A 15,766-nucleotide genomic window follows, 5' to 3' on the forward strand; every position below is an offset into this window, starting at 1 on the left:
TGCAGAAAACTGTAATCTTACTTGCTAATTACGTAATTTTATAGTTAAGTGTATTTGTAGCACCTGTCTTACAAAGAAATATTTTCCGGCTCATTCCCTTATATATCAAGGATTTGAGTACTTTTCTTGGTGCAAATTTACTTGAATATACGAGGTGAAACTACTAATGTTTTTTACCAAAGACTCTAACTCTATTAATGAAAATTCTGGTATAAAAGCCAGCCTTTTATCATCAAAAAAATCTAATAGTTTTGATAATCAGAATAATGACTCTAGCTTCAGTCTGAGTGGTGTAAATAGTTTTAGATCGAGCGATCGCAGTAGTTATACTTCTACGGAAATCGACGCTTTCGGAGGTAAAAACAATTATGCCAAGAAGAGTAGTCTAAGCAACGGAAATTCTACTCAAGCGATTGCTGCTGTTCAGCCAGATTTGATAGCACGTACCGTTTCAACTCCCAGTTCTGCCGCAGCTGGCAGTACCATTCAACTGAGCTATGAAATTGAAAACCAAGGCAATGCCAGTGCTGGTTATAGCTATACCAAGTTTTATCTGTCTCAGGATCTCTCTTTAGGGAGTGAAGATATATTTTTAGGTGATGACTACGTTGATAACATCTTATCTGGTTACTATCGGTCAGAGTCAACCACACTCACCATCGGCAATAGCGTCGCCGCAGGTAGCTATTATTTGGTGTATCAAGCCGATGGCTATAACTATGTTGCCGAAAGCAACGAAAACAACAACGCTGTTGCTAACGTAATTAATATTACTAAACCAGACCTGATAGTACAAAATACCTCAAATCCCAGTTCGGCGGCGGCTGGAAGTAGCATTCAACTAAACTATCAAATCAAAAACCAAGGCAATGCCAGTGCTGTTGCTAGTAACACCAAGTTTTACCTCTCCCAAGATTTAAATATCGGAAACGAAGATGTGTACTTGGGCTATGACTACGTTAGCGGCATTGCTGCGGGTAGTTATAGTTCCGAGTCAACCACACTCAGTTTTAGCAGTAACATCACTGCTGGGAATTATTACTTAGCATACATCGCCGATGGTGATGGGAATGTTGCTGAAAGCAATGAAACTAACAACGGTATTGCCGGAGTAATCACCATTACTCCAACTCAAAAATCAGACTTGATAGTTCAAAATACCTCAGCCCCTAGTACAGCATCAGTTGGTAGCACTATTCAACTAAGCTATCAGGTGAAAAATCAAGGTGTTGGTGGTGCTGTTGCAACTACCACCAAGTTTTATTTATCCAAGGATAATGCTTTTAGTAATGATGATGTATTGTTAGGCTCCGATGCCGTTAACGCTATTGCCGCAGGTGCTACTAGCTCAGAGACTGCATCGCTGATCATTAATAATGCGATCGCTACAGGTAATTATTACTTGCTCTATCAAGCTGATGGTGCAGGAAATGCAGTTGAGAGCAATGAAACCAATAACTTTGCTAGCAAAGCGATCGCTATTACCCAAGCAGACTTAATAATACAAAACGCTGTAGCTCCCAGTACAACAGCCGTTGGTAGTACCATTCAACTGAGCTATCAGGTGAAAAACCAAGGTGTTGGTGGTGCTGTTGCAACTACCACCAAGTTTTATATATCCAAGGATAATGCTTTTAGTAATGATGATGTGTTGCTCGGCTCAGATGCCGTTAACACTGTTGCCGCAGGTGCTACTAGCTCAGAGACAGCATTGCTGATCATCAACAATGCGATCGCCGCAGGTAACTATTATTTGTTGTATAAAGCCGATGCTAATGGCAATGTTGGCGAAAGTAACGAAACTAATAATATTGTCAGCAAAGCGATCGCTATTAATGGCCCTAAACCAGACCTGGTAATACAAAATATTTCGGCTCCTAGTCTTGTTAACCCCGGTAGCTTAATCACTGTCAATTATCAACTAGTCAATCAAGGTACTGCCAGTGCTGGTTCTAGTACAACGAAGTTTTATCTTTCTAAAGATGCGACCTTGAGCAGCGATGACACATACTTAAGCTATTCCCGAAGCTACTTATACTCTGGATTGGGCGCTAGTAAATATAGTTCAGAGTCTTACTCTTTAATACTCAGCAGTAATATGACTTTTGGAAATTACTACCTGCTATTACAAGCCGATGGCAATGGCGAGATTTTTGAAAGTAATGAAAACAACAACGTTACGGCCAAAGCAATTACGATTGCGGCACCAGACTTATTAATACAAAATCCTTCGGCTCCCGCTAGCGCCAACATTGGTACAACAATCCAACTAAGCTATCAGGTGAAAAATCAAGGTAATGGTAAAGCTGGTGTTAACACCACACGCTTTTATCTTTCTAAAGATACCAGCCTCAGTAGTGAGGACATTTCAGTCGGTTCGGATATTATCGGTATCTCTGACATTGCTCCCTCTGCTGTAATTTCCGAGTCTGCATCCCTATACCTTTCCAGCACTATCACTCCCGGTAGTTACTATTTCCTATACCAAGCTGATGGTTTTGGGTCATTGAGAGAAAGCAATGAAAATAACAACATCGTTGCCAAAGCGATCGCAATTACTGCACCAGATTTGGTCATCCAAAATGCTACATCTGCTAGTAGTGCTGCTATTGGTACTACACTCCTAGTTAATTATCAACTTAAAAACCAAGGTAATGGCAGTGCTGGAGGGAGTAAGACAAGTTTTTATCTTTCACGAGATACAACATTTGGTAACGATGATGATATCAGCTTAGGTACAGAAATTGAGGGTAGTTCTACTCTGACACCTTCTGCCGTTACTTCTCGCTCCACATCTATTACCCTTGCTCCTACTATTAGTGCTGGTAAATACTACCTGATATTTAAAGCCGATGGGCGAGGAAATGTCATTGAAAGCAACGAAGGTAACAACAGCGTTTACATCACCACACCAATTACCTTAAATCCTGTCAATGGTGGCGCATTTAACTCAACTACTGGCTATGGCTTAATTAATGCCGCAGCCGCAGTAGCGAAAGCTTTAGGTCAGAGTACGTTTGCTGATGTCCCTAACTTGGGTGGTGATAATTGGGGAGCCGATGCAATTAAAGCACCGGAAGTTTGGGCAAAGGGATACACTGGTCAAGGTGTGATCGTCGCTGTGATAGATAGTGGAGTAGATTACAATCACTCAGATTTGAGCGCTAATATCTGGAAGAATATCAAGGAAATCGCTGGCAACGGCAAAGATGATGATGGCAATGGTTACATTGATGATGTCAACGGCTGGAACTTCGTCAGCAACAACAATAATCCATTAGACGATAACGGTCATGGTACTCATGTTGCTGGCACTATTGCTGGCGTAAAAAATAACTTCGGTGTCACTGGTATTGCCTATAATGCCAAGATTATGCCGATGAAAGTTATGAATAGCAATGGTCAAGGAACTAATAGTGCGATCGCAAATGGTATTCGTTATGCAGTCAATAACGGAGCTAATGTCATTAACCTCAGCTTAGGTGGTTCTGCGAACACTGAGATACAGTCAGCTATTCAATATGCTGCCAGCAAAGGAGCAATTACCGTCATGGCAGCAGGTAATGATGGTAAATCAGAACCAGACTATCCCGCCCGCTATGCTACCCAGTGGGGACTTGCGGTTGGAGCAGTGTTTTACGATCGCACACTTACCAACTTCTCTCACCGTAGTGGAACAACTCCACTCGCTTATGTTACAGCTCCTGGAGCATACTTTGAAGGTGATGCGGATCTAGGAATTGGTATTTATTCAACACTTCCGGGTAACAAGTATGGTTTTCAAAGGGGAACGTCTATGGCGACTCCTCACGTTGCTGGGGTAATAGCTTTGATGCTCAGTGCTAAGAAAGGTCTAACTGATGCCCAAGTGCGTCAGATTGTCACAACGACAGCAGCAAATAGCTTGGCATAGAATAATCCCTTAAGTGTCGTTTATCAAAGGTAAAATGCAATTTCTATAAGCGGCAGAATGAGCAGCACATGCCACTCATTCTGCCGCTTTTTTGATAATTAAGTGTATTCTAAATAGCTATTAACAAAAAGCATGATTCTCATAATACTTTTTTGGTAATAGAATTAGCATTTTATTATTAAATTTCATAGTAATTATTAACAATACGGCTTATTCACACGTTAGAACTTTTCTTTAACAAAAGTTCTAGCAATTTTAGCTGTTAAAAAGCATTTCTATTTTTGAGAAAAAACAATTATGCTCAATGATAATACTAATAACAATTTATTTTCTACTAATAAAAGCTTAAATTTTAATTCAATCTCTTCATCAGATACATTTAATACTAAGAATGACATCAGCCTCAATCTAAGTGGACGTAGTAGCTACAACTCAGCTAATTCTCATGTGCAGTTACTAAATAATAGTAACTACGAAAATAGCAGTAACGCTACTACTCATACTTTTACTACGCAAAGTTATAACTCTACCAATGGCTATGGCTTAATTAATGCAGCAGCAGCAGTGGCTAAAGCTACTAATCAGAATACCTTCGCTGATGTTCCCGATCTTGGTGGTAATAATTGGGGAGCAGACCTTGTTAAAGCACCAGAAGTTTGGGCACAAGGATACACAGGTAAAGGCGTTGTTGTCGCTGTTATAGATACTGGGGTTGACTATAACCACGAGGATTTAAAAAATAATATCTGGACGAATACTAAGGAAATTGCAGGTAACGGTATAGATGATGATGGCAATGGCTATATTGATGATAATTACGGCTGGAACTTTGCGGATAAAAACAACAACACGCTAGATGACAACGGTCACGGTACTCATGTTTCTGGCACGATCGCAGGAGAAAATAATAACTACGGTGTCACTGGTATTGCATACAATGCCAAGATTATGCCTGTCAAAGTTTTGAATGAGTCTGGCTCTGGTTCCTATAGCTCGATATCTAAAGGTATTCGCTACGCTGTGGATAATGGAGCTAATGTGATTAACCTCAGTTTAGGAGGCACATCTTCCAATCGGACTCTGGAGTCAGCCATTAACTATGCCAGCAGCAAAGGAGTGATTGTCGTCATGGCAGCAGGTAATGATGGTGAATCAGAACCAGACTATCCTGCCCGCTATGCCTCCAAGTCGGGAATTGCTGTTGGGGCAGTAGACAAAAATAATAATATGGCTGATTTTTCTAACCGCTCTGGAACAAATCAAATCTCTTATGTCACAGCTCCAGGAGTCAAGGTTTATTCATCAGTTCCGAATAATCAGTATGCCACTTATAGCGGCACATCTATGGCTGCTCCCCATGTGGCTGGTGTAGTTGCCCTGATGCTTAGTGCTAACCCCAGCCTGACTGATGCCCAAGTACGTCAGATTGTGGCAGAAACATCAGAAAACAGCACACAAAGTACAAACTCTAGTTTAAATATTTCTAATGTTAGTTCTTTGGCAAAGCAAGTGATGTCTACGACGGGCTACGCAGACACAGCAACAAATAGTTCACAAATTACAACCTCTAGTTTAAATATTTCTAATGTCAGTTCTCTGGCAAAGCAAGTGATGTCTGGCGACAACCTGCTACATATCGACGCACAAACCGCAAATTATCTCACACCAGAGACTATTGCTAGTTTGAATAATTCCGATGTCGGTTCTCTAATCGGTCAGACTGTTACAGAAACAGCAAAATATCTTACACCAGAGACTATTGCTAGTTTGAATAATTCCGATGTCGGTTCTTTAATTGGTCAGACTGTTACAGAAACAGCAAAATATCTCACACCAGAGACTATTGCTAGTTTGAATAATTCCGATGTCGGTTCTCTAATTGGTCAGACTGTTACAGAAACAGCAAAATATCTCACACCAGAGACTATTGCTAGTTTGAATAATTCTAGTGTCGGTTCTCTGATAGGTCAGACTATTATAGGGATGAATACGGATAGCAATGATGATAATAAAAATGAGAATAATCTTGATTTTTGGAAACTACTAGAGGGAATGCAAAAACAAATAGAACAGTATAAAAAATTCTTAGGTATCGCCTAAAAATTATAGCGATTTGTAGTTCAGTCAAATACTGTTCGGTTAGAAAATAAGCCAAACTGCTTGTCTGTTACAAATGAATTTAGGGGTTTAGCATTGCTAAACCCTTACGTTTTAGGTGTGGTTTGTGGAATGCGTAGGCATTGCTTTTGAAATAGCTATAAGAACAAGAGAGGCTATCAATCTACCTAACAGAAAATGCTTCATTGAACCGCCGCGTTACAGGCTCAGTAATAAATGTCAGAATTGACTTTTTACGAGTGACAATTTCACCTGTAGCAGACATACCTGGTGTAAATTCTACCTCTTGACCACGTACATTAACTGAATGTTTATTTAGCTTAATTCTTGTAGGAAAAACTAAGCCCAATTCTTTATCAATAATTGCATTTGGACTGACTTGCATAACTTCGCCCTCCACAATCCCAAATTCCTGGAAGGGGAAAGTCGCCATTTTCACTTTTGCTTTCATTCCTTGACGAATAAACCCAATATCCCGGTTAAGAACTTTCACCTCTAGAAGCATTTCTTCCCCTTCTGGCAAAATTGACAGCAATTCTTCACCAGATTGGACTGGCCCCTTGGTGGCTTTGACTCTGTAAATCGTACCTGCTACGGGAGCCTCAATCGTTTCTAAAGCTTGCTGCTTCCTCGCCTGTTCTAATTGACCTTGAACAGTTGTCAGTTCTTCTTTACGTTTGTTGAACTGTGTCAATATTTCACTTTGGCGTTCTGATGCTACACGCTGGGCCTGACTGCGGGCAGAGTTGTAAGCTTGTTCTGCTTGGCGAATTTCTTGGGCTTGGGCAGCAATATCTTTTTCTAATGATGTGACTTTATCTTGAGCCTCTGTTATTCTATTCTGGGCGTTAGTCACTTCATCTTGCGATCTGGTAATTTCTGTCTTTGCACGAGTCAATCTTTCTTGAGCATCCAAGTAATCGACACGAGGTACAGCACCAGTAGTAATTAGGGTGCGTAAGCTTTTTTCCCTTTCTTGTGCAAGTGCCAAATTACTTTCAATTTTAATTCGGATGCTGTCTGCGTTGGCAAGGTTGGTTTTGGCATTAGCAAAGCTGCTTTTGGCATTAGCTAAGTTCTCTTGCAATCGAGTCAACCGGACTTTGGCTTGATTGATGAGTGCTATTTGGCGATTTGCTTCTGCTTCTGCTCCTGCTTGACGTGCTTGGTAGTCTTGCAAGCGGGAATTTAAAAGTTCATCTTGTAGTTTTGTCCCAGTTGTTTTGCCTCCAATACGTTCTGCATCCAAACGTTGCAAATCGTCTTGAATCAATCTAGTTGATTTGGCTAGACGGGAAACATCAGTTATTTGTAAGTCAGGGTCTTTTTGAATCAGAATTTGACCTTTGGTGACGCGATCGCCTTCTTGAACTTTCACACCGACGATTGACCCCCCACCCAAGGATGTCACTGGCCTAACCTGTGTAGAAGCAATTAATTCTCCTGGTGCTGTTGCTACTTCATCTATTTGCGAGAAGTACGCCCAAGCGATCGCTCCAAATACGATCGCGCTCATTGTTCCCGCTAATAATCTCGTGTACAGGGGTGGCAATTCCTGTACCGCCTTCCCCAACTCATAAGTGAGTTGTTCCTCTGGTTGGGCGAATCGCTCTTTTGTCTGACGTGCTTGAGCAGCATTTACCATATATTCTTATCCTTTGTTATTTGTTATTTGTCCTTGGTGATTCACTAATGACCAATGACCAATGACTTGTGTTTAATTCAAACTGTTAGATAACGCCGCAAAAAGTTTTCTAATGTCTCCAATTGGAAGTTAAAAATCGCTTCTAAATTGGCAATTTCATCTTTTGTACAGAAAAATTCATTTGCTAGCAATGTGCGATAAGTTCCCAAAGCTTTTTGGACTTGGGGATTAAATAAACCCAATGCACCTTGTAATCCATCAATAAAAAATAGTGGTGAATTAATTATTACTGGCTCTTTGGCGAAAATCCGACCAAAAATCCGGGGAATATCTTCTCGTAATAAAATTTCCGGGCCTCCCACTGGTAAAATCTGGTTACGAGCGCCTGCAACTGTCACAGAATCCACTACTATCCTTGCCAAATCATCGGTACTGACAATTGAGCTACGGTTTTTGCGATCGCCAATCAGCAGATACAATCCCATTTCCCGAAATCGTTCTACCAGTGGCAGCAAGTTAGATGCTAATCCAGATGGGCGTAAAATTGTGTAATTCAAGCCACTAGCTGACAAATATCGCTCTACGGCTCGTTTGGCTTTGAACACAGGCGCGTCTTCATATCCACGATCGGCTCCCAATACCGAAATGAAGACAAAATGCTCTACGCCATTGGCTTTTGCTTGGTCAATCAGTTCAATATTGGCGCGGTAATCTAAAGATAGGGCATCGCTATCAGAACCGTGAGCGCTGATAATATACTTGACACCCTGAGTAGCTTTTTGAATATCTTTTTCCCGCAGTAAATCACCGATAAAGATTTCTGCACCCCGGTGTTCTAACTCGCTGTAGCGCGAGGTAAGGCGGACAAATGCCCGCACAGACTGTTCTCGTTGCCGTAGCAGTCGCACAACTCTGCGACCAATTCCTCCCGTTGCTCCAGTTACTAGAAACATATAAATACCTAAATTGAATAGTTGCAGCGTTTATAGTTGTCAAAATGCTCGATATATGCTCAAGATATCCTCACGCCAACTAAGCCAATTGGTCACACCTTATTTATCTTAATCTCAAAAAATTATCCCCCACATCTTTGTTGATGCAGGGGATGGGGTAATGGGATTAGTTTTACTGGCTCAAGAAGTCGATAGCTTGTTCAATTGACATCTTAGCCTTGTGCAAGTTCAGCAGATTCTCTTGCTGATATCGGTCAGGATAGCTCATTTTTCTGCCTTCCAAAGTTATCCGAATCAGTGCTGTTTGTTCGTCTGTGGGTGAATTCATCTCCTCAATAGCGGAGCTGATTACCTGGATAGCGTTAAAGTTAGGAGATTTTAACCCTTTACCTAGCTTCATTTGTTGGAGCGCTAAAAGTGGAAATGCCATCAGAGTTACGATGTACCAGAGTTACGATTTACGAGGTTTTGTATCCTGCATTCCCGGTAGGTTTTACACCGTATCTTCGACACAAATCGCGTAATTCTTTAATAGTCTTGATTTCAAGTTCGGAACGCGTGAACATAAAATAGTAGTGTCCATTTTTTGAATTGGATATTGGTGGTTGTACTTCCGGCAAGTTTTCACAACCACTAAAAGAAAATTTAATCTGCTGCCTACCAGTGATTCAACTTATATTTATATTTCTACGTCAATGCCTAACCCTAAAGGTCATTCAGAAAATTTAAAACCATTTAAATCAGAGAGGGAAGAACCTTTAAGTGAACGTCTTAATTTACGTGTCACAAAAACTATGAAGGAAGAACTATCTACCAAAGATGATCCTCCAGAATTTTGCCGTCGTGCTATCCAGGAAGCATTAGATAAAGATAGAGAAAAGTAATCTCAAAGGAATAGTGGTCACGAGTGCGTGAATTACTGCAATGAGTCAGTAATCAAGCATATTGAGAAAGTAAAAGCTTCTTTTGCTTGCGGAAAACACCGAAATTAGAAAGCAAACCGGGGTTTGAGAAAGTAAAAGCTGCTTTTGCTTGCGGAAAACACCAAAATGAGAAAGCAAACTGGGGTTTGAGAAAGTAAAAGCTGCTTTTGCTTGTGGAAAACACTGAAATGAGAAAGCAAACTGGGGTTTGAGAAAGTAAAAGCTTCTTTTGAGTAAGTCAAATGTCATTTTGCTTATTAAATTCGACGTAACTTAAGTAATTATGTTAAGAAGATTTGTAGGTTGGGTTGAACGGAGTGAAACCCAACCTACATTAGAGTTATTTTTTAGGCAAAAACTCGCAGTATTTAGCTGAGTTAGAATCGTTGAAGAAGGATTTAAAGCAGTAAGTATAATGTGTTAGCAATTATTGCCGATATAAAGAAGTGGATGTGAGGAGACTTATAGATGAGTGACGAAGATCAGTTTGATGTCTTCCTTTGCCACAATAGCAAAGACAAGCCTGAAGTTATAGAAATTGCGAATGAATTAACAAGACAAGGAATTAAACCTTGGCTAGATAAGTGGGAACTTCGTCCTGGTTTAGCATGGCAGTCTTTACTAGAAGAACAAATAGAAAACATTAAATCAGCAGCAGTTTTTGTAGGTAGCAGTGGACTTGGCCCCTGGCAAAGTCAAGAGATGAGAGCTTTTTTAAACGAATTTGTAGAGAGAGGCTGTCCTGTGATTCCTGTTTTGCTTGGGAATACACCACAGCAGCCTAAACTCCCAATTTTTCTTAGAGTTAATACCTGGGTTGACTTTCGGACAGATATTGAGGCTATGGAGAACTTAATTTGGGGTATTACTGGACGAAAACCAAAGCTACAGCAAGTAATTCAAGTTGATTATCTCAGTTCTGAGAAGGGAGTAAACTACACGCGATTGCGAGATTTGCTAGCAGCAGGCAAGTGGAAAGAAGCGGATGAGGAAACTTTAGCTGTCATGCTCAAGGCATCTAGCAGGGAAGAGGAAGGCTGGTTTGATACTGAATCCATCAAGAATTTTCCCTGTACTGACTTACGCACCATTGACCAACTTTGGATACAACATAGCAATGGGCGCTTTGGCTTCAGCGTTCAGAAGAAAATTTATCTCGAATGTGGTGGGAAGGCTGACGGTGAATATGATGAAGAAGCATGGGGAAAATTTGGCGATCGCGTAGGGTGGAAAGTGAAAGGAAACTCGACAGAGAATATGGATGTTTTAGGCGACACTTCAGCATCAGAGGGAAACCTCCCATTCACCTTAAGGTGGGACTTGCCTCTCGATGGCAGTCGGTTAACAAGCTATACTGAAATATTCTTTTTTCGCATCAAGAATTGTGAAGTCTAACATATAAGCACTTCAGACTTTTATAAATATTTGTAATAAGGTTGTTTTCTACGAGTTAATCAACATTTCAGAGATCCGATACCTGGCACTGGCGGTTGATAGCAATTAGCTTGAATAAACTTTTCTGCTACCTCCTGCACTCCAGTACTTTCTGACACCCTCTGCTTGTCCTAAGGTAAACTCAACTGTCCCGGTGACTTTTTCCGCTTACCTTTAATCTTCATTTAAGACCAAAACACTTGTAGAGACAGCGATTTATCGCATTTCTGAACCGTATTTAGTCATAAACAATTCGTAATTAAAAGTTTTCCTAATTTAAAATCCCCCTATATCTTTGTAGATGCAGGGGGAGTATTGACAATTCAAAATTGTTTCACATGGATATTTAAACCCTTTGTGCAAACACTCCACTTCAAAACTATTCAGCAGGTTTGTTATTAGCTCTATTAGCACGCGCCTCAGCCGAAGCCATCACCTCATCCATATTCTCTAAAACTTCGCCAGGGAAGTTTTCCAAAACTCTGGTAGAAAGAGCAACCCGCCCTTTACCCTCATCCAAGTCAATAATTACAGCTTTAATTGGCTGACCAACTTTAAATACCTTTTCTAATGAGTCAATGAATTTTTGGCTTACCTGTTTGATATGAAGCAAAGCCCCCATACCATTTAAATCGACAAACACACCAAAAGGTTTGATGCCAGTAACTTTACCTTCCACCAGTTGACCTAGTTCTAATAAGCTGAAGTTGCTAGAACGAGTTGCTAATCGCTGAGAAAGGATGAGTTTGTTGGTGTTTTTATTAATTTCCAAAAAGCCCACAGTCAGATTTTGACCTTTGAGTGCGTCTAAGTTATCACGCTCTGCCAGGTGCGATCGCGGAATAAATCCCCGCAAGGAGAGAATATCGACGGTGACACCACCTTTATTAACGCCCATAACCTTTACTTGCACAGTCTGAGCATTTTCCTGCATTTCAGCCAATCGTTCCCAGATGTGCTGAATTTCCAACTGCTTTCGAGAAAGGGTGACTTGACCTTCTGCATCCTGATCTCGGATAATCAAAAACTGCATTTCCTCTTGCAATGGCAGCACTTCCGATAAATCGGTAACTGCTCTCAAAGAAGCCTCATCGCGCGGTAGAAAAGCTGACGACTTGCCACCAATATCCACATAAGCTCCATCATGGTCAAGTTGGAACACTTTGCCATGTACAACCTGTCCTTTTTGAAACTGGTAGTCGTGTTTTTCTAGCGCTTTGGCAAAATCGTCCATCGTAAATGACGAATTGGCTGTTTGAGAAAGTTTCGATTCGGAATTCATGACTTTTGAAGATTAATTGTTATTTGAGATGGTGCAACTGGAGTTTTGATTGTCATTAGTCACTTGTCATTTGTCATTTGTCAGTTGTCCTTTATCATTACTAATGACTAATGACTAATTCAGTTGACTAAAGAGCTGTTTGGCTTGCTCCCAAGCATCAGCAGCAGCTTTAGGATTATAACTGGCACGAAGGTCACAGAAAAATCCGTGATCAGCTCCATCGTAGCGAAACACACGATGAGGAATTTTATATTTTTCTAACTCTGCTTCAATCTCATCTACTTGTTCGGGTGGGATGCTAGCATCTTCCGTACCAAAGAAGGCATAGAGAGTGCCTGGAATCTCTCTGGTGCGGGTAACAGTGGGAGGACCACCTCCTGGCGTGCGGGTGGTAATTCCAGCACCATAAAAGGAAGCTGTAGCTTTAATATCTGGTAAAGTGGCTGCAAGATATGCGACATGACCGCCAAAGCAAAAGCCAATACAACCAAAACTATCTTTTTTGACTTGAGGCAGATTTTTGAGGTAGTCAATTGCTAACTGAATATCGCTCAATAACTCTGATGCTTGAGTTTGCATGGCATAGCCTCTGCCCGTTTCAATATCTTCAGGCGTGTATCCGGTTTCAAAGCCAGGAGCAGTGCGTTGAAAAAGTGCAGGTGCGATCGCTATATACCCAAGTTTGGCAATCCGTTCTGTAACATCCCGAATGTGAATGTTGACACCAAAAATCTCTTGTAATACCACGATTCCTGGGTAAGATCCAGGTTCTTTTGGTTCTGCCAGATATGCTGACACTTGAATATTATCTTGCAAAAGATTAACCGTTGTGGTAATTATTGCTTGCTCTGCCATAATAATTTTTACCCGTGTTATGTGATTAACGGTGTGTTTGTTTGATATAACTATGCCAGTATGCCGAGGTTATTTCCAATAGAATTACCAGATACCATAGTGAGCGCATTAAAAATTTCTACCAGAAAAATTTTATTTGTAAATCAAATATTTTGATATGTAGCAAATACAGCTGGTCAATAAAGGAGTGCTATGTATAGAAGTAACACTTAATACCCAAAACTCAGCACTTATCACTCAGCACTTAGTATTCAGGAGGTTTGGTGGTGATTCAATTCCGTATTCAGCCAGACAGCGAAATTCCCGCATCAACCCAGCTGTTTAATCAAATCCGCTTTGCGATCGCTTCGCGGCAATATCCCCCAGCGTACAAATTGCCAAGCACACGGGCGCTGGCAATGCAAACTGGATTGCACCGCAATACCATTAGCAAAGTTTACCGTCAACTGGAGGAAGACGGATTTGTTGAAAGTATGGCTGGTTCGGGAATTTATGTTCGTGCCCAAGGTCATGAGGGCGGTAGTCGGCTACAATCACCAATTCTCAAACAAAATCCTGACGCATATCAAGTTGTCCAGCAAGCACTTGACGATCTGCTCTCTCAAGGATGTTCGCTCAATCAAGCCAGAGAGCTATTTTTAGCGGAAATCGACTGGCGCTTGCGTTGTAGTGCGCGGGTACTGGTTGCAGTTCCATCCTATGACATGGGTGCTGGTGAATTGATGGTCTATGAACTAGAGCGATCGCTAAAAATCCCAGTCCAGTTGGTAGCAATGGAAGAATTAACAGCAGTGTTAGATAAAACTACCTCTGCGACAGTAGTCACAAGTCGGTATTTTATCAGTAATGTGGAAGCGATCGCAGCCCCTAAAGCTGCACGGGTAATTCCTCTGGATATCTACGACTACAGCAAAGAACTCAGCCTCTTGAAAACCCTACCAAAAGAAAACTGTGTAGGTATAGTTAGCCTCAGTTCCGGGATTGCACGAGCAGCAGAAGTCATCCTCCACGGTCTGCGGGGAGATGAACTACTAGTGATGACTTCGCAACCAAAAGATGCCTATAAACTTCAGGCTATGGTTAAACGGGCTGAGGTCATCATCAGCGATCAAGCCAGTTTTGCAGCAGTGCAAGCAGCCGTACAAGCATCTGATGAAGATATTATTCGTCCACCGAAGCTGATTAAGGTTGAAAATTATATCGGCACTAACTCGATTAACTTGCTAAAACGAGAATTGGGTTTGAGTTAATTACGACCTAACCAAAATATCTCTTAAACTCTCATTTCTCTGTGCCCTCTGCGCGGCAGTCGCTCATGGGGGAAACCCCCAAGACCGCGCTGCCTTGCCTCTGTGGTTGGTTCCCTATTCCGTAATTAATATCAAGATAATTCGACCAACATCTTTGAGAACGACTAATACAGGAGGGCTAAGGTAGTGCAGATTGTAATTGTAGGCGCAGGCCCAACAGGTGTAACCCTTGCCCTGCTCCTTACACAACGTGGTATTGCTGTAACCTTAATTGAAGCAGCAAAAGACTTTCATCGTGTTTTTCGCGGTGAAGGATTAATGCCCAGTGGGTTAGATGCACTAGAGCAAATGGGCTTATCCGCGTTGTTGGAGGATATTCCCCATCGACAACTCGACGCATGGGAATTCATTCTGGGGGACAAGCAATTGTTTCGAGTTGATGAACCAATGGGGGCAAGCCAACCTTGTACACTGGTTTCACAACCACCGCTACTTAATGCACTGATTTCGCAAGCTCAAACCAATAATGGGTTTGAATTTATCCAAGGTGTTCTAGTCAAAGATTTACGTTGGAGTAATCAACGTGTCGCAGGTGTAGTATTGAGCGATGGGAGAGAATTTGCTGCTGACCTAGTGATTGGGGCAGATGGTAGAAATTCTCTTGTACGGCAACGTATAGGATTGGAATTAATACGCCAGCCCAAAAATATTGATATTCTCTGGTTTAAACTTGCCGCCAGTCCTGAGTTTGCAGCCGACAATGTATTTCGTACTATTGTAAATGGCGATCGCGTATTTACTATCTTTCATGGAGCAGAATCAGGAAAACTGCATCTAGCTTGGGTGATGTCCGCAACCGAAAACAATGACTTCAAGCAAGCTAACTGGGCAGAGACTTTTGCTTCACTATCACCCTCATGGCTAGCAGAGCATTTCCGTAATCATGCAGACACCATTGAATCCCCCATTCGGCTTTCTGTTGTGGTTGGTTATTGTCCACAATGGCACGCACCAGGGGTATTGCTTCTAGGTGACGCTGCACACCCAATGTCTCCTGTCCGCGCTCAAGGAATTAATCTAGCATTGCGTGATGTGATTGTCGCTGCTAATCACCTTATGCCGTTGTTGCACAAACAAGCCGAACACCAGGACATTGATATGGCACTATCGCGCATCCAAGCAGAACGTGAGCCAGAAATTATCCGCGCCCAGCAACTCCAGTTAGAGGAAGCTAAACAAGGCGAACTACTGCGAAAAAATGCACTGCTGCGATCGCTGTTAAGTCAACTTCCTCCCTTTCTCCGTAAAATAATTAAAAAGTCTTGGTTAAAGCGACAATATAAAATGCGTCAAGGTATCACACAGGTACACTTAACTGTCTAAAAAACCGCCA

11 protein-coding genes are annotated in these 15,766 nt (G+C 41.5%); 6 read left to right on the forward strand and 5 right to left on the reverse strand.

From position 1 onward, the window contains the following. Positions 1-166 precede the first annotated feature (166 nt). Both G1O98_RS05985 and G1O98_RS05990 read left to right on the forward strand, forming a co-directional pair. On the forward strand, positions 167-3,913 hold the full coding sequence (locus G1O98_RS05985; protein ID WP_243458350.1) for a CARDB domain-containing protein: 3,747 nt from the start codon (positions 167-169) through the stop codon (positions 3,911-3,913). A gap of 297 nt (positions 3,914-4,210) precedes the next feature. Next, the gene (locus G1O98_RS05990) at positions 4,211-6,013 is read left to right on the forward strand and encodes a S8 family peptidase (protein WP_243458351.1); all 1,803 of its coding nucleotides are present in this window, start codon (positions 4,211-4,213) and stop codon (positions 6,011-6,013) included. Positions 6,014-6,194: 181 nt separating this feature from the next. Here the strand turns inward: G1O98_RS05990 and G1O98_RS05995 are convergent, their stop codons facing one another. The 3 genes from G1O98_RS05995 to G1O98_RS06005 all read right to left on the reverse strand — a co-directional run bounded on the left by G1O98_RS05995 (position 6,195) and on the right by G1O98_RS06005 (position 9,059). Beyond that, on the reverse strand, positions 6,195-7,676 hold the full coding sequence (locus tag G1O98_RS05995) for an HlyD family efflux transporter periplasmic adaptor subunit (RefSeq protein WP_163927731.1): 1,482 nt from the start codon (positions 7,674-7,676) through the stop codon (positions 6,195-6,197). Positions 7,677-7,753: 77 nt separating this feature from the next. Further along, a complete protein-coding gene (locus G1O98_RS06000) occupies positions 7,754-8,629 on the reverse strand; it encodes an SDR family oxidoreductase (protein WP_163927732.1) in 876 nt (291 codons plus the stop codon). Between the two features lie 172 nt (positions 8,630-8,801). Next, positions 8,802-9,059: a hypothetical protein gene (locus G1O98_RS06005; protein WP_345940527.1), complete on the reverse strand. Its 258-nt coding sequence runs from the start codon at positions 9,057-9,059 to the stop codon at positions 8,802-8,804. Between the two features lie 265 nt (positions 9,060-9,324). Here G1O98_RS06005 and G1O98_RS06010 point away from each other — a divergent pair, with 265 nt between their 5' ends. Then, positions 9,325-9,513 carry a hypothetical protein gene (locus tag G1O98_RS06010; protein ID WP_114085552.1) on the forward strand — a complete coding sequence of 63 codons (189 nt, stop codon included), beginning with the start codon at positions 9,325-9,327 and terminating at the stop codon, positions 9,511-9,513. 507 nt (positions 9,514-10,020) lie between these two features. Beyond that, the gene (locus G1O98_RS06015; protein WP_163927733.1) at positions 10,021-10,947 is read left to right on the forward strand and encodes a GUN4 domain-containing protein; all 927 of its coding nucleotides are present in this window, start codon (positions 10,021-10,023) and stop codon (positions 10,945-10,947) included. A gap of 418 nt (positions 10,948-11,365) precedes the next feature. Here G1O98_RS06015 and G1O98_RS06020 read toward each other — a convergent pair whose 3' ends face one another. Both G1O98_RS06020 and G1O98_RS06025 read right to left on the reverse strand, forming a co-directional pair. Further along, positions 11,366-12,268, reverse strand: a complete 903-nt coding sequence (locus tag G1O98_RS06020; protein WP_163927734.1) for a S1 RNA-binding domain-containing protein — start codon at positions 12,266-12,268, stop codon at positions 11,366-11,368. A 114-nt stretch (positions 12,269-12,382) separates the two neighbouring features. Further along, positions 12,383-13,123 carry a dienelactone hydrolase family protein gene (locus G1O98_RS06025; protein ID WP_163927735.1) on the reverse strand — a complete coding sequence of 247 codons (741 nt, stop codon included), beginning with the start codon at positions 13,121-13,123 and terminating at the stop codon, positions 12,383-12,385. Positions 13,124-13,389: 266 nt separating this feature from the next. On the opposite strand from G1O98_RS06025, the gene G1O98_RS06030 reads away from it, so the two are divergent. Further along, positions 13,390-14,373 carry a GntR family transcriptional regulator gene (locus tag G1O98_RS06030; RefSeq protein ID WP_114085559.1) on the forward strand — a complete coding sequence of 328 codons (984 nt, stop codon included), beginning with the start codon at positions 13,390-13,392 and terminating at the stop codon, positions 14,371-14,373. Between the two features lie 186 nt (positions 14,374-14,559). Continuing rightward, positions 14,560-15,756, forward strand: a complete 1,197-nt coding sequence (locus tag G1O98_RS06035) for an FAD-dependent monooxygenase (protein ID WP_163927736.1) — start codon at positions 14,560-14,562, stop codon at positions 15,754-15,756. Positions 15,757-15,766 lie beyond the last annotated feature (10 nt).

The sequence above is a fragment of the Nostoc sp. UIC 10630 genome (assembly GCF_010747425.1).
GTDB lineage: Bacteria > Cyanobacteriota > Cyanobacteriia > Cyanobacteriales > Nostocaceae > Nostoc.